Annotated in this window: 21 protein-coding genes; 12 read left to right on the top strand and 9 right to left on the bottom strand. The window is 69.3% G+C overall.

Annotated features, from left to right (window positions below; genetic code table 11):
* Positions 1 to 23: 23 nt before the first annotated feature.
* Genes ACFV4K_RS12315 through ACFV4K_RS12300 form a run of 4 tightly spaced genes read left to right on the top strand, consistent with a single transcriptional unit; the run spans position 24 to position 3563 of the window.
* Positions 24 to 1463 carry a hypothetical protein gene (locus ACFV4K_RS12315; RefSeq protein ID WP_379274355.1) on the top strand — a complete coding sequence of 480 codons (1440 nt, stop codon included), beginning with the start codon at positions 24 to 26 and terminating at the stop codon, positions 1461 to 1463.
* Positions 1460 to 1867 (top strand): FixH family protein, encoded by a 408-nt coding sequence (locus tag ACFV4K_RS12310; protein WP_379274353.1) that lies wholly within the window; start codon positions 1460 to 1462, stop codon positions 1865 to 1867. The genes ACFV4K_RS12315 and ACFV4K_RS12310 overlap by 4 nt, the downstream gene beginning before the upstream one ends.
* Positions 1868 to 1896: 29 nt before the next feature.
* On the top strand, positions 1897 to 3018 hold the full coding sequence (locus ACFV4K_RS12305) for a hypothetical protein (protein ID WP_379274352.1): 1122 nt from the start codon (positions 1897 to 1899) through the stop codon (positions 3016 to 3018).
* Positions 3015 to 3563: a hypothetical protein gene (locus ACFV4K_RS12300; RefSeq protein WP_379274350.1), complete on the top strand. Its 549-nt coding sequence runs from the start codon at positions 3015 to 3017 to the stop codon at positions 3561 to 3563. Before ACFV4K_RS12305 ends, ACFV4K_RS12300 begins: the two co-directional genes overlap by 4 nt.
* A 34-nt stretch (positions 3564 to 3597) precedes the next feature.
* On the opposite strand, the gene ACFV4K_RS12295 is transcribed toward ACFV4K_RS12300, so the two are convergent.
* Positions 3598 to 3879, bottom strand: coding sequence for a hypothetical protein (locus ACFV4K_RS12295; protein ID WP_379274349.1), 282 nt, complete (start codon positions 3877 to 3879; stop codon positions 3598 to 3600).
* A gap of 79 nt (positions 3880 to 3958) precedes the next feature.
* On the opposite strand from ACFV4K_RS12295, the gene ACFV4K_RS12290 reads away from it, so the two are divergent.
* The 5 genes from ACFV4K_RS12290 (at position 3959) to ACFV4K_RS12270 (ending at position 8940) form a co-directional block, all read left to right on the top strand.
* Positions 3959 to 4159 carry a hypothetical protein gene (locus ACFV4K_RS12290; protein ID WP_379274347.1) on the top strand — a complete coding sequence of 67 codons (201 nt, stop codon included), beginning with the start codon at positions 3959 to 3961 and terminating at the stop codon, positions 4157 to 4159.
* Positions 4160 to 4700: 541 nt separating this feature from the next.
* The gene (locus tag ACFV4K_RS12285) at positions 4701 to 6056 is read left to right on the top strand and encodes a glutamine synthetase family protein (RefSeq protein ID WP_379274345.1); all 1356 of its coding nucleotides are present in this window, start codon (positions 4701 to 4703) and stop codon (positions 6054 to 6056) included.
* Positions 6037 to 6780, top strand: a complete 744-nt coding sequence (locus ACFV4K_RS12280) for a gamma-glutamyl-gamma-aminobutyrate hydrolase family protein (protein ID WP_379274343.1) — start codon at positions 6037 to 6039, stop codon at positions 6778 to 6780. The genes ACFV4K_RS12285 and ACFV4K_RS12280 overlap by 20 nt, the downstream gene beginning before the upstream one ends.
* A complete protein-coding gene (locus tag ACFV4K_RS12275; protein WP_379274341.1) occupies positions 6777 to 8138 on the top strand; it encodes an aldehyde dehydrogenase family protein in 1362 nt (453 codons plus the stop codon). The genes ACFV4K_RS12280 and ACFV4K_RS12275 overlap by 4 nt, the downstream gene beginning before the upstream one ends.
* A gap of 22 nt (positions 8139 to 8160) precedes the next feature.
* Positions 8161 to 8940 carry a 3-oxoacyl-ACP reductase gene (locus ACFV4K_RS12270; RefSeq protein ID WP_379274379.1) on the top strand — a complete coding sequence of 260 codons (780 nt, stop codon included), beginning with the start codon at positions 8161 to 8163 and terminating at the stop codon, positions 8938 to 8940.
* Here the strand turns inward: ACFV4K_RS12270 and ACFV4K_RS12265 are convergent, their stop codons facing one another.
* Complete coding sequence (locus ACFV4K_RS12265; RefSeq protein ID WP_379274339.1) at positions 8941 to 10497, bottom strand: amino acid permease; 1557 nt, start codon at positions 10495 to 10497, stop codon at positions 8941 to 8943. It abuts the gene before it with no gap.
* Between the two features lie 214 nt (positions 10498 to 10711).
* On the opposite strand from ACFV4K_RS12265, the gene ACFV4K_RS12260 reads away from it, so the two are divergent.
* A complete protein-coding gene (locus tag ACFV4K_RS12260; protein WP_379274337.1) occupies positions 10712 to 11332 on the top strand; it encodes a class I SAM-dependent methyltransferase in 621 nt (206 codons plus the stop codon).
* 12 nt (positions 11333 to 11344) lie between these two features.
* Here ACFV4K_RS12260 and ACFV4K_RS12255 read toward each other — a convergent pair whose 3' ends face one another.
* The 4 genes from ACFV4K_RS12255 to ACFV4K_RS12240 are packed head-to-tail and all read right to left on the bottom strand — an operon-like array spanning position 11345 to position 14827.
* Positions 11345 to 11992: a response regulator gene (locus tag ACFV4K_RS12255; protein WP_379274336.1), complete on the bottom strand. Its 648-nt coding sequence runs from the start codon at positions 11990 to 11992 to the stop codon at positions 11345 to 11347.
* 37 nt (positions 11993 to 12029) lie between these two features.
* Positions 12030 to 13157, bottom strand: coding sequence for a sensor histidine kinase (locus ACFV4K_RS12250; RefSeq protein ID WP_379274334.1), 1128 nt, complete (start codon positions 13155 to 13157; stop codon positions 12030 to 12032).
* Positions 13158 to 13185: 28 nt separating this feature from the next.
* Positions 13186 to 13887, bottom strand: coding sequence for an ABC transporter permease (locus ACFV4K_RS12245; protein ID WP_379274332.1), 702 nt, complete (start codon positions 13885 to 13887; stop codon positions 13186 to 13188).
* 31 nt (positions 13888 to 13918) lie between these two features.
* The gene (locus ACFV4K_RS12240) at positions 13919 to 14827 is read right to left on the bottom strand and encodes an ATP-binding cassette domain-containing protein (protein WP_379274331.1); all 909 of its coding nucleotides are present in this window, start codon (positions 14825 to 14827) and stop codon (positions 13919 to 13921) included.
* A 341-nt stretch (positions 14828 to 15168) separates the two neighbouring features.
* Between ACFV4K_RS12240 and ACFV4K_RS12235 the strand changes: the two genes are divergently transcribed.
* On the top strand, positions 15169 to 15603 hold the full coding sequence (locus tag ACFV4K_RS12235) for a hypothetical protein (protein ID WP_379274329.1): 435 nt from the start codon (positions 15169 to 15171) through the stop codon (positions 15601 to 15603).
* 29 nt (positions 15604 to 15632) lie between these two features.
* On the opposite strand, the gene ACFV4K_RS12230 is transcribed toward ACFV4K_RS12235, so the two are convergent.
* The 3 genes from ACFV4K_RS12230 to ACFV4K_RS12220 form a co-directional block, all read right to left on the bottom strand.
* Positions 15633 to 16247 (bottom strand): hypothetical protein, encoded by a 615-nt coding sequence (locus ACFV4K_RS12230; protein ID WP_379274327.1) that lies wholly within the window; start codon positions 16245 to 16247, stop codon positions 15633 to 15635.
* Positions 16248 to 16408: 161 nt separating this feature from the next.
* On the bottom strand, positions 16409 to 17269 hold the full coding sequence (locus ACFV4K_RS12225) for a universal stress protein (RefSeq protein ID WP_379274325.1): 861 nt from the start codon (positions 17267 to 17269) through the stop codon (positions 16409 to 16411).
* Between the two features lie 39 nt (positions 17270 to 17308).
* Entirely contained in the window at positions 17309 to 18148 is an 840-nt protein-coding gene (locus ACFV4K_RS12220; RefSeq protein WP_379274323.1) for a helix-turn-helix domain-containing protein, read from the bottom strand.
* Positions 18149 to 18565: 417 nt separating this feature from the next.
* Between ACFV4K_RS12220 and ACFV4K_RS12215 the strand changes: the two genes are divergently transcribed.
* A complete protein-coding gene (locus ACFV4K_RS12215; RefSeq protein WP_379274322.1) occupies positions 18566 to 19051 on the top strand; it encodes a DUF4232 domain-containing protein in 486 nt (161 codons plus the stop codon).
* Positions 19052 to 19166 lie beyond the last annotated feature (115 nt).

Genomic DNA, 19166 nt, shown 5'->3' with positions numbered 1-19166 from the left:
CGGTTTTCGGTAGGTTCGGAACGGTGCAGCCGCCGTTGAACGTTCGTCTGCGCGGGGTGGGCCTGATATTCGGTGTGCTCTGCGTGTCCCTGCTGGGTTCCTTGTTGGCGCCGCAGGCCCGGGCCGACGGGGCCGTGAGCGGCGGCGATCTGACCGTGGCGCAATCGCTCGGGGCCCGCGAGCTGACCGTTGTGGTGCGGCGGGCCGAGGCCGGGCCCCTGCGAGTCGAAGTCGTGACGCACGCGGGATCAGCGCCGGGGACGCTCGCGCTCACCGCCACGCCCGTCGATCGTGGGGGCGAGACGTCCACGGGGACTGTCGAGCTCGGGGATCGGCCCGGCATCTACGCCGCAACGCTGCGGGTGGATCACGCGGGACCGTGGGAGTTGACCGTCTCCGATGGCGAACGCACCGCGCGGATTCCGTTCCTCGTCGCCGCGCGGGTCGTGACGCCCTGGGAGCGAGCGGCTTACGGCGGATTCTTCGCGGCCGGAGCGCTGCTGCTGGTGGCCCTGGGCACCGCGCTGCTCTCCAAACGTGGGTGGCCGACCTTGATCCCCGTTGGCGCGTTGATCGCCGCGGTGACGGTGGGCACGACCGGGGCGGTGTTGTCCTCGCATGCGCCGCAGCCGCGGCCCGCGGGCAGTCTGCTCGATCCGACCTCGGGCAATATCGGAAATCCGTATCCGGAGCGGGAGCTGCCGCTGACCACGAATTACTCACGGCCCCCGGCCAATCTGACGGTGCGCGCGCAGCCCGCCGACACGGGAAAACCGGCCGAACTCGCGCTGTCGCTGACCGATTCGGCGACCGGGCGGCCGGTGGACGACCTATTGGTCAGCGATGACGCGCTCCTGCATCTGATGGTGGTCGGGCCCTCCGGACGGCTGTGGCACCGGCATCCGATCCGGGTCGCGCCCGGCGAGTATCGGGTCGGTCTGGGATCCATCGAATCCGGGGATTACGCGGTGGCCGCCGAGATCGCGCGGCGCGGTGGCGGCGTGCAACTGCTGCGCTCGGCGCTGCGGATCAACGGCCGAGGCGACACCGGTCCGGCCGATGGCCGGGGCGTCGCGCCGAGTGGGGCGACGCTGACCACGACCGAGGCGGTCTCGGGTGAACCCACCACGCTCACCGCCGCATTCGGCGGTCCGGCCGATCTCCAGCCGTGGCTGGGCATGGTCGGTCATCTCATCGCGGTCGGCCCGCTGCCCGAGGGCGTGCCCGCCGGAACGGCCGCGGCCACCGTCCCCGTCTGGGCGCACGCGCACGCCATGGCCCCGCTGCCCGCCGTCGGCTCGCAACCGCCCGACGAGACCGTGGCCGCGTTCGGCCCGAATGTTGCTTTCACCTTCACTTTTCCGCTGCCCGGCCGGTACCTGGTGTGGGCGCAGGCCGAGCGCGGCTACTCGGTGATGACCGTTCCGGCCACCGTCGACGTTCGAGCGGGGGTTCCGCAATGACCAAGCGCACCGGAGTAATCGTGGCCGTCGTCGCCGTCCTGGCGGCGGTCGCGGCGTGGCTGTTGTGGCCCGCCGATGCCGCGCCCTCGGTGTCCCGCAGCGCCGCCGGGCCCTATCAGGTGGAACTGCGGGTGTCCGGCGGGTCCGCGCACGCCGGTGACAACACCGTCGATCTCGAGATCACCGACGCCCAGGGCACGGCCGCGACACCGGAGAAGGTGTCGGTGGAGCCCGCCATGCCGCAGATGGGTCATGCCGTCCCGCCGAGCGCCGCCACGGCGGTGACGCCGGGCCATTACCGGGCGATGGTGACGCTGCCGATGCCCGGGCAGTGGGAGATCACCGTGAAGCTTTCCGGCGCACCGGGTTCCGGGAGCGCCGTCTTCTCCGTTCAGGCCGATTGAATCGAAGGAAAGAGGATCAGGAGCAGCATATGGACCTCACCGCCACTGGTCGCGGGCTCACCCCCGAAGCGACCGCACCGATCACCGTCCGCCCCTGGCTACCCGCGGCGATCCTGTTCGCCGCCAGTATGACCTTCGCGGTCGGGTCCACCTGGGACATCCAGTGGCACAGCGATGTCGGACCCGACACCTTCTTCACCCTGCCGCACCTGTTCATCTACGCCAGCGCGGCGGTGGCCGGATTCACCGGTCTGACAGTCATTCTCATCACCACCGCCGCCGGTCGTGCGGGCCGCCGGGTGGACGGCGAGCTGGGCGGTCCCGGTATCGGCGTGTTCGGCCGGACGTTCACCGCGCCGCTCGGGTACATGGTGGCCGCCCTCGGCGCGGCCTCGTTCCTGCTGTACGGGCTGTGGGATCTGTGGTGGCACAGCCTCTACGGGTTCGACGCCATCATCGACTCGCCGCCGCACATCGGGTTGTTCCTGTCCAGCACGGTGATCTCGGTCGGCGCGGTGATCGTGTTCGCGGCGGCGCGGGCGCACCGGTGGGGCCGGGTGGGCGCGCTGTTCGCGCTGGCGCATCTGGCGACGTCGAGCACCGTCACCGCGCTGGCGGTGCAGCGGCTCAGCACCGGGTCGGTGCGGTGGACCGTGGCCGTCACCGCGTTCATGGTGATCCTGCTGATGGTGGTCGGCGCCGGCTTCGAACGGTGGGGCGCGACCATCACCGCGATCTTCGCCTCCCTGACCCAGGGCGTGTTCTGGTGGTTCGCGCCGTGGGCGGCCCGGACCTACGCCGATTTCGTGGGATTGCCCATGCGCGAACACATTCGGGGCATTCCGGCGACCCCGGCGCTCATCCCGTTCTGCCTGATCCCCGTCGGCATCGTGATCGACCTGCTGCTGCGCCGCGCCGACGCCCGCGCCCGCCTGCTGCCCGTCGTGGCCGGCGCCCTCGGCGGGGCGATCATCGGCGGCTTCAACCCCGTCCAGCAGATCATCATCTACGACGCCCACCTCCCCCGGGCCGCGGTCATCGTGGCCACCACCGTCGCGGCCGCCGCGCTCGGCGCCCTGGCCGGGTACCTGGGCCGCCCGTTCGGCGAGATGCTGCGTCTGGCCGCCCCCTCCGAGAAGGTCAGCGCATGATCAACCGCCTCGTCACCCTCGCCGCAACGCTTTTCGCGATCATCGGACTGACCGCGGCCACCGCGGGCACGGCTTCGGCTTATCAACCGGTGAATATCGTCCACACCGAACACGTGCAGGCCGGACCATATTCGCTGACCGTCGGATTCAGTGAATGGCCCCTGCGCGCCATGCAATCCTTGGACTTCACTTTCATCCCCGACGGCGGTGTCGACGACAAGACCGGCACCCTCACCGAATACCTGCCCAATGGCAAAGTCCGCCGCGCCGAACCCCTGTCCCGGCATCCGCGCAAGCGCGACGTGTGGGGATTGGATGTCCGCTCGCTCGACCAAGAAGGCTCCTGGAAATTCCATTTCGCCATCGACGGCCCGCAAGGCCGCGGTGAAGGCGACCTCGCCAACCTCCAGGTCCTCGAACAGCCCGGTCCCCCACTGGGTATCAGCTGGGCGATCAGCACCCTCCCCCTGATCGGCCTGATCGCCTTCCTCGTCCACGCGTGGCGCCGCAACCGCCGCACGGCCCCGGTCATGCAACCGGCCTGATGGCCCGGCCGGTAGTCCCGACGAGAGCGCGGGACTACCGGCCGAACGGGCGGGCGCGGGTGAGGATTTCGTCGACAGTCTGCGAGACCGTCAGGTCGGACGTGTCGAGCCAGAGGCCCAATCGCGGGGTGTCGTCGCGAAGCCCGTGATCGAGGTCGGCAACCGTGAAGGTGCCGTACGCCTGCTTCGCGCGACCCGACTCCCGCCGTGCGACCACCTCCTGGCTCGGCGCCAGGACCACGACGTACAGCGGATCCGTACGGATCTCGCCGATCAGATACGGCAGCATCGCACCGAGCACGACGTCCTGCAGCACCGCGGTGAACCCGGCCTCGGCGTAGGCGTCAGCGGTTCGGGCCGCGGAACTGCTCGGGTTGCACCAAGAAGCCGGGCGGGTGGCTGAGCCGTGGTTGGCGTGGACGGCGGCCTTTCAGGAAATGGCGGGCCGTATCGGATGGATCGCCCCACCCCACATCGACTCGACCGGTACGCCCAAGGTCGACGACCGCCACCATGCCGGGGAGTTGATGGCCGCATCACTGGTGCGCCTGCGCGACCGCACCCGCCCACCGGTCCGTTGGTGGTCACGCCCCTAATCCATGTCCGAGCCTTACCGAAGGTGGGGCCCTTCGGGCTGCGTGCGTCACGAATGCTCGTGCGACAAGCGCGTTCGCAAAACTACATAGAGTGTGGTTGCGTCGCCTGTCCTACCGCACTGGGGCTGACGCCAAGCCAGGAGCCGTCACCCGCCGATCCCAGCCCACAGACTGGACGCATCACCTTCTACAGAAAACACCCAACCCCATCCCTTCGTCTTCCCCGGAATGACGCGCGGCCGAGCCGTGAGTGCGGCTGGTAGGTGAGGGGCCTCGCAAGCTCGGCCACCCTCTCCCTTCTCCAGGACCGTCCGACAGATCCTGGACACGACACCACGGTCAGCGTCTTTACGAGTCAGGACGACCACCGCGGGGTTCACCCACATCATTACTGCGTCTTTTGTCTCGAGTCTTCTTTTGCCCTTGCTCTTCTTGGCTTTGTGACACGCCGATGATCTCTGCGTGTATCGACTACGCCCAAGGTCCGGTTCGCCTAGCGTGAGCACGTTGGCGTCGAGAGGGGTCGAAGATGCGGGCCGGAATGTTGAGCGTGACGGACCTGGTGGCCAGAGTTGCGGCGGGCACCATCGATACGGTGCTGGTGGCCATGACGGACATGCAGGGCAGATTGCAGGGAAAACGTTGCTCGGCACAGTATTTCGTGGAGGAAGTACTCAACCACGCCACCGAGGCCTGCAACTACCTTCTCGCCGTGGATGTCGAGATGACGACGGTCGACGGCTATGACATGTCGTCGTGGGACACAGGCTACGGCGACTTCGTCCTGCGCCCGGACCTGAGCACCCTCCGCCTGCTGCCCTGGCTGCCCGGCACCGCCCTGGTGCTGTGCGATGTCGAGCAGGTCGACGCCCACGGAAACCACGGACAGCCGGTCACCGCCTCCCCCAGGCAGGTGCTGCGCGCCCAGCTGGATCGCCTGGCCGAGCACGGCCTGTACGCCTATGTCGGCACCGAACTCGAGTTCCTCGTCTTCGACGACAGCTACGAGTCCGCGTTCCGCGGCGGCTACCGGAACCTGACGCCCGCCAACCAGTACAACGTCGACTACTCCATGCTCGGCACCGCGCGCATCGAGCCCTTGTTGCGCCGGATCCGCACCGAAATGTCCGGTGCGGGAATGTATGTCGAGTCCGCAAAAGGCGAATGCAATCCGGGTCAGCACGAGATCGCCTTCCGCTACGACGAGGCGCTGGTCACCTGCGACAACCACAGCATCTACAAGACCGGCGCGAAGGAGATCGCGGCGCAGGACGGCCGCAGCATCACCTTCATGGCGAAATACAATGAGCGGGAAGGCAATTCCTGCCACATCCACATCAGCCTGCGCAATGCGGGCGGCGAGCCGGTGTTCACCGACGGCGACGGCCCCTCGAAGCTGATGCGGCACTTCATCGCCGGGCAGCTGGACTCCCTGCGGGACCTCACCTACTTCCTGGCCCCGAACATCAACTCCTACAAGCGATTCCAGGCCGGAAGCTTCGCCCCGACCGCGCTGGCGTGGGGCCGCGACAATCGCACTTGCGCCCTGCGCACCGTCGGCCACGGCCCGTCGCTGCGTTTGGAGAACCGCATCCCCGGCGGCGATGTGAACCCGTACCTGGCCGTCGCGGCGGTCATCGCCGCGGGCTTGCACGGCATCGACCAGCAGCTCCCCTTGGAGCCGGAGTTCCACGGCAACGCCTACCGCTCCAACCGCCCGCGCGTACCGAAGACCCTGCGCGAGGCCGCGCAGCTGTTCGGCGAGAGCAAGGTCGCCCAGCAGGCGTTCGGCGCGGACGTGGTGCGGCATTACCGCAATGCCGCACAGGTCGAGCTGGACGCTTACGATGCGGCGGTGACCGACTGGGAGCGCATCCGTGGCTTCGAACGACTCTGACCCCGCACGGCGGCCGATCATCGGCCTGCCCACCTACTCCGAACGCACCCGGTTCGGCCACTGGGACGTGGACGCCGCCGTGCTGGCGCGCACCTACGTGGACCTGACCGAGCGGGCGGGCGGGATTCCGGTCCTGTTGCCGCCCACCGGCGCCGCGCGGCCCGAGCTGATCGAGCGCCTCGACGGCCTGGTCCTCACCGGCGGCGCGGACCTGGATCCGGCCCGCTACGGCGCGACGCCCCATCCCGAGACGGGCCGACCGCGGCTCGACCGCGACGAATCGGAATTCGGGCTGTTCGAGCTGGCCCGGGAGGCTGATCTGCCGATCCTGGCGATCTGCCGCGGACTCCAGCTCGTGAACGCCGCCCTCGGCGGCACGCTGCACCAGCACGTCCCGGATGTGGTCGGCCACACCGGTCATTCCCGCACGCCCGGCGTCTTCACGGTCACGACCGTCACCACCGTGCCGGGCACCCGGCTGGCGGAGATCACCGGACCGGAGTTGAAGGCGCACTGCCACCACCATCAGGCCATCGACACGCTCGCCCCCGAACTCACCGTCGCCGCCCACGCCCAGGACGGCATCATCGAGGCGGCCGAGACCCGCGAGGGACCGTTCCTGCTGGGCGTGCAATGGCATCCGGAGGAGAACGCGACCGAGACCCGCCTCATGCGGGCCCTCGTCGATCAGGCCGCACAGTACGCGAAGGAGCGCAACCGGTGACCACGACCGACGTCGTCAACCCCGCCACCGAGACCGTGGTGGCCACCATCGAGGCGGCCGACGCGGCCGCCACCGACGCCGCCATCGAACGCGCCCACCGCGCGTCGACCGGCTGGCGGGCCGTCTCCCCCGGCGATCGGGCGCGACTGCTGCGCCGCTTCGCCGAGGCGGTCGACGCCGAGATCGAACAGCTCGCCCGGCTCGAGGTGAGCAATGCGGGCCACACCATCGGCAATGCCCGCTGGGAGGCCGGCAATGTCCGCGATGTGCTGCACTACAGCGCGGGCATGCCGGAACGGCTGACGGGCAATCAGATTCCGGTCGCGGGCGGGGTGAACATCACCTTCTGCGAACCGCTCGGAGTGGTCGGCATCATCGTGCCCTGGAACTTCCCGATGCCGATCGCGGCGTGGGGCTTCGGGCCGGCGCTCGCGGCCGGGAACACGGTGGTGCTCAAGCCCGCCGAACTCACCCCGCTCACCGCGATCCGGCTCGGCGAGCTGGCCCTGGAAGCGGGCCTGCCCGAGCATGTCTTCCAGGTGATCCCGGGCCGCGGCTCGGTGGTCGGGGCGCGCTTCGTCACGCATCCGGCCGTGCGCAAGGTGGTGTTCACCGGCTCCACCGAGGTGGGCAAGCAGATCATGGCCGGTTGCGCCGACCAGGTGAAGCGGGTGACCCTGGAACTGGGCGGCAAGAGCGCCAATATCGTGTTCGCCGACGCCGATCTGGAGCGCGCCGCCGCCACCGCGCCCTACGGCGTGTTCGACAATGCCGGGCAGGACTGCTGCGCCCGCTCCCGGATCCTGGTGCAGCGCAGCGTCTTCGACCGCTTCCTCGAACTCCTCGAACCGGCCGTGCGGGGCGTGCGGGTCGGCGATCCGGGTGACGAGTCCACCGAGATGGGCCCGCTCATCTCCGCCGCCCACCGCGATCGCGTCGCCGGATTCCTGGAACCGTCGACCAAGGTGGCCTTCACCGGCGCCCGCCCCGACGGTCCCGGATTCTGGTTCCCGCCAACGGTCGTGCTGCCCGCCTCCCCCACCGACCGGGTGCTCACCGAGGAAGTGTTCGGACCGGTCGTCGCGGTGCTCCCGTTCGACGACGAGGCCGACGCCCTGCGCATCGCCAATGACACCGAGTACGGTCTGTCCGGCTCGATCTGGACCTCCGACGTCGGCCGCGCCCTGCGGGTGGCGCGTGGCGTCGAGGCGGGGAACCTGTCGGTGAATTCCCATTCCTCCGTGCGGTATTGGACGCCGTTCGGCGGATTCAAGCAGTCCGGCTTGGGTCGCGAGCTGGGGCCCGACGCGGCGAGGGCCTTCACCGAAACCAAGAACGTCTTCCTCGCCACCGAATGAACCGCATCGCCGACATCCATCAATCGAAGGAGATACGTTGCAGCGCTTACAGGATCGGGTCGCGGTCGTCACCGGCGGCGGCAGCGGCATCGGACTCGCCACCGTCCGCCGGTTCGCCCAGGAGGGCGCCAAGGTCGTGGTCGGCGATATCGACCCGGTCGCCGGTGAGGCCGCCGCGGCCGAGGTCGGCGGGCTCTACGTGAAGGTCGACGTCACCGACGAGGACCAGGTGCGAGCCATGTTCCAGACCGCCGTGGACGCCTACGGCGGCCTCGACATCGCCTTCAACAACGCGGGCATCTCACCGCCGGACGACGATTCGATCCTCACCACCGGCATCGACGCCTGGCGGCGCGTACAGGAGGTCAATCTGACCTCGGTGTACCTGTGCAGCAAGTACGCCATCGAGCACATGCTCGAGCGCGGCAAGGGCTCGGTGATCAATACCGCGTCGTTCGTGGCGGTGATGGGCGCGGCCACCTCGCAGATCTCCTACACCGCCTCCAAGGGCGGCGTGCTGGCCATGAGCCGCGAACTGGGAGTGCAGTTCGCGCGCCAGGGGATTCGCGTGAACGCGCTGTGCCCCGGACCGGTCAACACTCCCCTGTTGCAGGAGCTGTTCGCGAAGGATCCGGAGCGGGCCGCCCGCCGGCTGGTGCACATTCCGACGGGCCGGTTCGCCGAGCCGGAGGAGATCGCCGCCGCCGTGGCCTTCCTCGCCAGCGACGATTCCTCCTTCATCACCGCCTCGCAGTTCCTGGTCGACGGCGGCATCTCCGGGGCGTACGTCACCCCGCTGTAGTCAGGCGCCGACGGGGGCCTCCGCGGCCCCCGGCGGCTCCTCCACGGTCCGCTTGGGCCCGGTGAACCAGCGCCGGGCCGAGGCGAACCACCAGATGGCGATCGCGCCGACCACCCCGACGAGGGTGATGGGCGCGTAATTCACCGAGTTCCAGGTGAATCCGTCCACCCACGGATATCCGTGGTCGTCGGTCGGCAGGATGAACAGCACGCTGATCAGCACGATCCAGATCAAGGCGATGATCCCGACCGGCCGGTACCAGCGCCCGAGCTGCCACGGCCCGGCCTGGAATCGATCCCCGCGCAACAGCCGCAGCAGCACCGGAATCCCGTAGGCGATGTAGAGCCCGATGGTGGCCACCGAGGTCGCCGCGGCGTAAGCGGTCGGGGCGTTGGCGGCGGGCACCAGCATCGACGGAATCAGCAGGATGAACGCGAACACCGACACGAAGATGACCGCGTTCACCGGCACCCGCCGCGACGACAGCGTCGCCCACAGCTTGGATCCCGGCACCGCGCCGTCGCGGGCGAAGGCGAACAGCATGCGCGAGGCCGCGGTCACCGAGGCGTAGCCACAGAACAATTGGGCGATGGCGGCGATGATCAGCAGCAGCCCGGACCAGAACGAATTCAGTGAATTCTGCAGGATGTAGATGACCGGATATCCGCTGTTCTTGGTCGGGTCCAGGGCATCGTCGAGATTCGGTATCGCGAACGTCACCGCCATGATGAGCAGATAGCCCGCGACCGCCGACACCACGATGGTGTTGATGATCCCCTTGGCCGCCATCCGCGAGGCGTCGTGGGTTTCCTCCGACATATGCGCCGAGGCGTCGTATCCGGTGAACGTGTACTGCGCGTGCAGCAATCCGAGCAGGAAACTGAACGCCACCCCGCCGAAGCCCACGGCACTGTTGTCGACCGTCTTGGTGAACACGAACCCGATGCTCTGATGGTGTTGCGCCCCGAATCCCAGCACCACCACGAACACGGCGACACCGCCCACATGCCACCAGGCCGACACATTGTTGATGACCGCCGACAGGTGCGGGCCGATCACGTTCAGCACCGCGTGCAGCACCAGGATTCCGGAGAACACCAGGAAGATGGCGGTGCGGTCGGTGCCGATGTCGATGCCGATCACATTGAGCACGGCGGTGGTGAAAATGGCCGCGCCATAATCGATCGCGGCGGTCACCGCGATCTGCCCGATCAGGTTGAACCATCCGGTGAACCAGCCCCACACCGGCCCGCCCAGTTCCGACGCCCACCAGTACAGGCCGCCGGAAGTCGGGTAGGCCGAGGCCAATTCGGCCATGGCCAGGCCCACGAACAGCACCATCACCGAGACCAGCGGCCAGCCCCACGCCATGGTGATGGGCCCGCCGTTGGCGAGTCCGATTCCGTAGCTGGCCAGGCCGCCGGTGAGAATGGAGACAATGGTGAAACTGATCGCGAAATTCGAGAATCCCGACCAGGATCGGGCCAATTCCTGTTTGTAGCCGAGTTCGGCGAGCCGCCGTTCGTCATCATCGGATCGAGACTGGGTTGCGGTCATGGGCACTCCCGAGTGAAAACGCCGCCCTCACACGGCGTTTGCCAGGAGCCCAGTGTGCGGCAATCCCGCTGGGTCCGCAGGGGCAACGCCGAAACCGGTCGCCCGGTAAGGTTGGCGGCCCGGCACACGGAGACAACGAAGCTTGACCATAGACACGGTGTCTCGATAAATTCGAAGGGTCCCCGCACGACCACGCTCTCGGCAGGAGAATCCGGTGACAACTCCCCCGCGCGATCCGCACCCCGAGTACCACGACCCGGACGCCGCCGACACCCTCTACGCGACCAAGCCGCCCTGGGACATCGACCGCCCCCAACGCCCGTTCGTGGACCTCGCCGACGCCGGTGAACTGCGCGGCCGAGTGCTCGACCTGGGTTGCGGCACCGGCGAACACGCCCTGCTCGCCGCGCGCCACGGCCTCGACGCCACCGGCATCGACCAGTCCGCCCACGCGCTGGACCTGGCCCGCGCCAAGGCCGCCGACCGCGGCCTGAAGGCCACCTTCCGCCGCCACAGCGCCCTCGAACTGCCGACGCTCGGCGAAACCTTCGACACGGTCCTGGACTGCGGCCTGTTCCACCTCTTCGACGGCGCGGACCGCACCGCCCTGGTGGCCGGCCTGGCCACGATCCTGCGCCCCGGCGGCCGCTACTTCCTGCTCGGTTTCAGCGACCGCCAGCCCGGCACCTGGGGACCGCATCGCCTGCACCGCGGCGATATCGAGTCCGCCTTCGCCGACGGCTGGCGGCTGGACTCGCTCGAGCCCGCCACACTCGACATCCTGCCCGACCCCACCCCCGTGGCGGCCTGGCTCGCGGCGCTGACCCGGCTCTGAACCGGCGCGCGCTCAGGCCAATCCGGCGCGGAGCACGAGAATCGCGATCTGCGTGCGGTTCTCGAGCCCGAGCTTGGCGATGACCCGGCTGACGTGCACCTTCACGGTCGACTCGCTCATGTGGAGGGTGCGGGCGATCTCGGCATTGCCCGCACCGGTGGCGACCGCCCGGGCGACCTCGCGTTCCCGGTCGGTGAGCGCCTCGAGCTGGGCCAGGGCGTCGGGCTGCTGCGCGCCGGGCCCCTGGGCGAACGCGGTGAGCATGCGCTTGGTGATCGAGGGGGCCAGGATGGCGTCACCGGCGGCGACCACCTCGACCGCGCGGGCGAGTTCCCGGGGCGGGGTGTCCTTGAGCAGGAATCCGGCCGCACCGGATTCCAGTGCGGCATAGACGTATTCGTCCAGACCGAAGGTGGTCAGCACGACGACCGCGGGCGGTGCGGGCAGGGCGCGCACGCGGCGGGTCACCTCCAGCCCGTCCACGTGTGGCATCCGGATGTCGGTGACGACGACGTCGGGCCGGTGTTTGGTGACCAGGTCCACGATGGACCGTCCGTCCCCGTCCTGCGCCACCACCTCGATCCCCCCGCCCGCCTCCAGGATCATGGAGATGCCGGAGCGCACCAGCTCCTCGTCGTCGAGCAGCACCACCCGGATCACGAAACCTCCTGCACCGCACCGTTGTTCGCCCGAACGCTCATTCCGCCACCACCAGCGGGAAGCTCGCGTGCACCCGATAGCCGCCCGAGGGCAACGGCCCGGAATGCACCGTGCCCCCGGCGAGCTCGACCCGCTCCCGCATGCCGAGCAGCCCGAAGCCCGATCCCGCCGCGGCCAGCGCGGTCCGCTCGCCGGGGCCGTTGCGCACGTCCACGTCGAGGCGTTCGCCGTCCACGGTGAGCGCCACCCGTACCTCGGCCCCGGCCGCGTGCTTGGCGGCATTGGTCAGCGCCTCCCGCACCAGGCGGTGGGCCGCCCGACCGACCGGCCCCGGCACCGGCGGCAGCTCCGGCGGCGTCGACAGGTCCACCAGCTGCCCGGATTCGGTCGCCTCCGCGATGAGCTCGGCGATGGCGGACAGGTCGGCGGCCGGTCGCAGCGGCGCGCTCTCCCCGCCGCCGCGGGCGCGCAGCACGCCGAGCAGTTCCCGCATCTCGGTGAGCGCGAGGGATCCGGTGGCGCGGATGGTGCCCGCGATCTCGGCGGGCTTGCCGTCGGCGGAGACCTCCAGCGCGCCCGCCAGCACGGTGATCTGCGAGATCCGGTGCGCGACAATGTCGTGCAGCTCGCCCGCGATGCGCAGCCGCTCGGCTTCCACGGCCGCGGCGGCGCGCAGACCCTGTTCGCGTTCGGCCTGCTCGGCGCGTTCACGCAGGGCGGCAAGGGTTTCGGCGCGCTGGTTGGTCCACAGCCCGTACAGCAGCGGGACGGCCATGGTTATGGCGATGATCGCGCCGCGCGCGAGGAACAGCCCCCACGACGATCCCGCGCCCCACGGCACCACGGCGACGACCAGCGCGACCACCGACGCCAGCACGCTCGGCCGCCGGGTGCCGTAGCGGCGGGCGACGGTGTACAGCGCGAGCAGCGCGGGCGCGAGCGCCCCGGTCAGCACGTGGGCGAGCAGCGTGACCGCCAGCACCACCAGGGGCTCGTAGCGCCGGAACAGCAGAGCGACCCCGGCCACGATCGCCACCGCCGGTCCCGCGGCGGCGGGCAGCAGGCCGATGGACGAGGTGTGGACCTCCGAGAAGCCGACCGCCCCGAAAGCGACGGCGAGCACGACATCGAGGATCAGCAGGCCGATCCGTCGTGTCGTGCTCATTCCGGCAACCCTAGTCGGCACGCGATCCCTACACGTCACGGCGCGCGAGCAGGGCGCCACCGACTGCCAGCAAACCGGCGGCCAGCGCGGTCAGCGGCAGCGCGAGCAGGACCGGACTGCCGTTGCCGGGCGTCACCAGCTGTCCGGCGGCCAGGAAGGGCATCAGCTTCGGGCTGGCGCCCGCCAGCACCGCGCCGGTCTCGGCGACGGTCGGGACGCCGAGGGCGGCGACCATGGCGACGGTGGCGTTGCGGGTCACGGCGGCGATGCCCATCCCGGCCAGCGCGGCCAGGGTGACGTACACCGGCGCGGCGGCGAATGCCCGTGTGATGTCGGCGGTTTCGGCGGGCAGCTGCGAGGTCGCCAGCTGCACCAGTACGGCCACGCCGATCAGCGCGAGGCCGTAGACCGCGGCGAGCACGCCGCTGGTCACCGCCTTGGCGGCCAGCACCCGGCCCGGGCGGCGCAGCGTGAGCATGGTGGTGGTGATGGTGCCGTAGCGGTATTCGTGTCCGAAGGCGTTGACGGCCACCGCCGTCGCGAACAGTGCGCCCAGCAGCAGCGACAAGCCCGACGTCGAGGCGGTGAACTGCTCGCTCGGGGTGGCGTAATCGCGGATCGCGGAGAAGTAGGCGATGACCCCTTGCAGGGCGAGCCCGGCGGCGAGCAGCACCCAGGTCGAGCGGACCGTCGCGAGCCGGGTGACTTCGTAGCGAATGGCGTTGAGCATCAGAGTGATTCCCTTCGGAGGATGCGGGCGGTCAGGCCGCGACGTGGCCGCGGTACTGGGCGGCGTCGGCGGTGGCGTGGAAGTAGGCGTCCTCGAGGCTGCTGCGGGCCTGGGTCAGCTCGGTGACGAGCAGCCCGGCCCGCATGGCGAGGGCCGCGACGGCCTGGCGGTCGTCGCCGTCCACCAGCACCGCGCCGTCGGCCTCGACGCGCGCCCGGAACCCGTTGCGGCCCAGCAGGTGCGCCAGTTCGCGCGGCCGGTCGGTGCGGGCCACGACGGTGGAGGCCGAGTTGCGGCCGATGAACTCGCGCACCGACTCCGCGGCCAGCAGCCGACCGCCGCCGATGACCACCAGCGAATCCGCCAGGTGCGCCATCTCGTTGAGCAGGTGCGAGGAGACGAATACGGTGCGGCCCTGGCGCGCCAGGCCTTTGAGCAGATCACGCAGCCAGCGCACGCCCTCGGGGTCCAGGCCGTTGGCGGGCTCGTCGAGGACGATGGTCGCCGGATCGCCCAGCAGCGCGACCGCGAGCCCGAGCCGCTGCCGCATGCCGAGACTGAAACCGCCGGCCCGCTTCCCGGCCACATCGCACAGTCCGACCTGGCCCAGCACCTCCTCGACCCGGGCCCGCCCGATGCCCGCGCCGTCGGCGATCATCCGCAGGTGCGCGATGGCGGTGCGCTTGGGGTGCACGGCCCGGGCATCGAGCATGATGCCGACCGAGCGCAGCGGATCGGCGAGTTCGGCGTAGGTCTGCCCGTCGAACAGGGTGCGCCCGCTGCCGTGGTCGAGGCCCAGCATGAGCCGCATGGTGGTGGACTTGCCCGCGCCGTTGGGGCCCAGGAACCCGGTCACCACGCCCGGCGGCACGTCGAACGACAGCTCGTGCACCGCCGCCACGTCGCCGTAGCGCTTGCCCAGTCCGCGCGCCTGAATCATTCCGCTCACCTCGCCTTCGGAGAGCGACGCCCGGTGCGCCGCCTGTCCTCTCCGAGATTGCCGGGTGGGCGCGGCCCGGAAATCAGACGACAGCACACGGCGGTGTACCACTTTCGGCTTACCCGGAGCCTTTCGCGGTTCGCATGGATGCGAAAAGCAGGGCGCAATTGTGGTTAGCCCCCTCGACAGAACTCCAGGCCCGCAGCCTGGAGTGATACGTTTTCTCTATGGTCGGTTCGACCCATTAACTCTTCTTCGCGCATCAGGGAGATGGCGTGTCCAGAACTGTGAAGGTTTCCGTCGCATGGGTTTGCGGGGGCATTCTCGGGATTGTTGCCGGTTTGTCAGGAGCCGGGGGTGCGTCCGCCGACACGGCGGGCGGCCCGGTGCAGGTCGGGGATGCTCAATATTTCAGCCTGGGCGGGTGGAACTGTTCCATCGCCGCGGACGGCGCGGTGGGATGCGACCTGATGGTCCCGGCCGCCGTCATGAATGTGCTCTACCTCGGCGCGCAGGTGCCGCTGCCGAATGTGCCCGCGATCGTCATCGATTCGACCGCGGCCCCGGCGCATCCGGAGTGGAACTCCAACGGCAGTCACACACTGCCGGGCGGTAATCCGGCGCTGGCGCCCATCGCGCAGGTGAGCGGGCACGATCCGCAATTCTCGGTCTCCTTCGCCGGAGCGACCTGTCAGATCACCTATTCCGGTGCGGCCGTGTGTACTTCGATGGGGCACGGGTTCAGCCAAAGGGGACCAGAGCCTTTCGGCTACTGATCCCCTTCGGATTCGTTCGATGACCGATGTCACCGGTACCAGACGCCGGAATCCCAGTCGCCGTAGTCCCAGACATCGAAATCGTAACGACCATGGGCGCCTCCGAAGAGGTAGCCCCACCAGCCGGCCGACGTGTCGCAGATCTGGTCGTCGTGGTTGCACACCGTCAGGACCGGGAAGCCGCCGAACCAGTCGTCGACGCCCGCGAGCGGGTAGCCGATGATGCCGCTACCGGGTGTGGAGGACAAACCGCCCCAGCCCGGACCCGGAGCCCGTTTGGGATCCGACAGCAGAATGGCATTGGCATTGTCGACGTCCTGGTGTGCGGTGACCCAGGCGTGGACGAGACCCGCGCCCTCGCTGTGCCCGATCAACCGGATGTGGTCGCCGGGACATTCGTTGCGATGCTGCCAGAACAACCGGTTGAGTTCGTTCAACCCCGACATCGGGTCGGCGGAGTTGTAACCCACCGGTTGATTCACGAACGGTGCGAAGATGGACGAGGTGTTGTCGCCCAGTCCGCCGATGCCGATGGCCCAATCACCGGTGCAGTCATCGGCATGGGCCCGCGGAGCCGTCAGGTGTGTGATGGAAAAAAGGATGGCCAACAGTAATGCGGCGAAGAGCGCCGTTGCTCTACGCATGGTCGTAACTCTCTGAATTGTCTTGCCTCCGGGGCGAGCCCGGCTTCAGCAGGATGTACCCAGAAATTGCTGGGGTGTCTGATTCCTGGCGAAACGGTTACATCCGCACCGGTTTTGTAGGCCGTACCGCGATGTCGCGGCGAAATCGCCCGGGAAGCGGGTCAATTGCGCAGTCGGACCACCGCGATGGGGCATTCACTGCCGTGCAGCAACGCGTGACCGGTCGAGCCGAGCGCCATGCCCGGATATCCGCGGGTGCCGTGACTGCCGACCACCAGCAATTGCGCTCCCGCGGCGGCATCGAGCAGGATGCGGGCCGGATGCCCCTCCATGACAAGGGTTTTCACCTCGACGCCCGGGAATTCGGCGGCATTGCGGTCCAGCATGCCGGTCAGCAGTTCCACGGCCTCGGCGTGGCTGCGGGTGTCGCCGGACAGTTCTTCCCACACGTGCACCGCCAGCAGCGGCACATCGCGCCGCGAGGCCTCGTCGAAGGCGATCTCGAGCGCACGGACGCTGTGCACCGACCCGTCGACCCCGACGACGACCGGGCGGTCCGAAATCGGCTCGGTCCCACCGGGAACCACCACCACCGGCCCCTGCGCGTGACGCGCCACGCCGGTGCTCACCGAGCCGAGCAGGCTGCGGTGGTAGGCGCTCATGCCGCGCACGCCGACCACCACGAAGTAGGCGGTCTCGGCCAGCCCCGAGAGCACGGTCACCGCGGGCTCATCGACGAGGAAGGTGCGGATACCGGGAACCAGCCGGTCCCCCACCGCTTTCCGGGCGATCTCCGCGGCATTGTCGAGTGCCGCCTGGGCGGTGTCGCGCAGCCGGTCGTGCAGCAGCCGGACAGGACTCTCGTCCAGGGGCGCGTCGTCGACCGGGGGCACCGCGAACACCAGGTGCAGCGGCGCGCCGCGCAGAGCGGCGTCGACCGCGGCCCAGCGCACCGCGTCCAGTGCGGATTCGGAGGCATCGACGCCCACCACGATCGACCGGTCGAGACTGTTGGCAGGCACCGCGTTCCGCCTCCTCCCAGGCCCCCTCCGTGGGCGATCCTACGGACCGACCACCCGGTCTTGCGGCTGACTCGCCGTGGGCAACCCAACCACGAAGATCGGCTGCCCCGGGCTCATGGTCGCCGACTGATCCCGCAGGATCTGCCACATCAGGGAATACGGCACCCCGGTCACCGAGTCACGCAACCGCATGACCGTGGGCGCGCCGGTGAGAATGCGATGATCACCGGTCCAGATCCGCCGGAACGGCTCGAAGCGCCCGAGTTCGGCCAGCACCCGCGCGTCCTCCTCGGTCTCGCCCTCATCCATGGCCAGCAGCCCGCGCAGGGTCGAGATGGCATGGCGCAGCGAGGCGTTCCAGTCGACGAGGACATGACGCGCGAGATCGTCGGTGAGCATCCAGTGCAGGAAATTGCCGTCGTCGCCGAGGCCGGGGAACGTGCGCAGATGGACGGCGTTGGCGGCCAGCACATTCAGGCGACGGTCGAGATAGGCCGCGGGATGCGGCAGATGGACGTCGAGGTTGTCCAGCATGGCCGCGGTCAGCGGCAACTCGTCGCGCGGCGGGGCGTGCTGCCCGAGCGCGGCCAGGTCGTGCAGATACCGGTATTCGGCCATGGTCAGGCGGGCGACCCGGTCCAGGTAGCGGACCATGGCGGTGAGCACCTGTTCGGTGGGGCGGCCGCGTTCCCCGCGTTCCATCCGGGTGATGTAGCTGGCGCTCACCCCCGCCCCGAAGGCCAGCCGTTCCCGCGAGATTCCCCGCCGCTCGCGCAGTCGCCGCAGCGTGCCGCCGAAATTCGGCGGCGCGGGTGGGCCGGGGTCGTGGACCCCGCCACGATGCTCATGCCCTGCGCTGCCGATGGTCGACTCGGTCATCATCCCGCCCCCGGAATTCGCCCATCCGCCATGGATGGACCCTGAACATGTGGCTACTTCCTAGCAGCCTGCTACCGGGTCGGCAAGTCGGGAATCCAGCAAAAATGGGGGCAGAGCTGCGTATTTACCGTTTCGGACAGAAAATGCGGCCGTGACCGGCGGAAATTGACGGACCAGGCGGCACTCACTTTGTGTCCAGCCCCCTACTGCAACGATCCGCCGGGTGGATACGCCCCGGTAGGCCCGAATCCATTGCCCGCGATGTGAGGGGCAACCTGTGCGCGACCGACGAAACCGGCTGCGGGAGCAGGTATTCCGCGCGGGCATTAGCGGGCCATTGGTCGGTTGTTGGTGGGCGCGGCGAATCTCGGGTCGTACCGAACGACCACCGGTACCGAACGATCAAGGGACGACACCATGCGATACCGGATTCCGACCCTCGCCCTCGCCGCCGCGGCGCTGGCGGGCTCGACCGCCGCGTTCACCGGCGCCGCCGGCGCGACCGCGCCGTGGTGCACCACCTCGCGGATCCAGGCCTCGGTGACCGCGGGCGAGCAGCTCGGCTCCAACCTGCGCACCGCGAACATCACGCTGCGCAATGTCTCCGCGCAGACCTGCCGCACGCAGGGCTACCCGGGCGTGGACCTGGCGGTGTGGGGCCGGCCCGGACAGCACGCGGTGCGCAACGGCGCGACCGGCCACCCCATCGAGCTCGCCCCGGGACAGTCGGCGACGGCCACGCTCACCTACAAGTTCGGCGCGACCGACTGGATCGCCAACGAACTGATCGTCACCCCGCCCGACAACACCCGTCCACTGCGCCTGTACTGGGATTGGCGCAAGCTCGGCTCGGTCACCTTCGACCAGCCCGGCGCGGTCACCATCGGCCCGCTGCGCGCCTGACTCCCCCTGTCCCCGGCGGCGTGTCGAGAAATGGTGTCGGTTGGACGACGGATCGGTGGAGACACCGCCCGTCGGCGTGGCTGCCGCGTCGCGCCGACGAATGCTGATCCACTGA

The sequence above is a fragment of the Nocardia sp. NPDC059764 genome (assembly GCF_042732555.1).
In the GTDB taxonomy this organism is placed as follows: Bacteria; Actinomycetota; Actinomycetes; order Mycobacteriales; family Mycobacteriaceae; genus Nocardia.
This window is presented reverse-complemented; position numbering and strand designations above follow the sequence as displayed.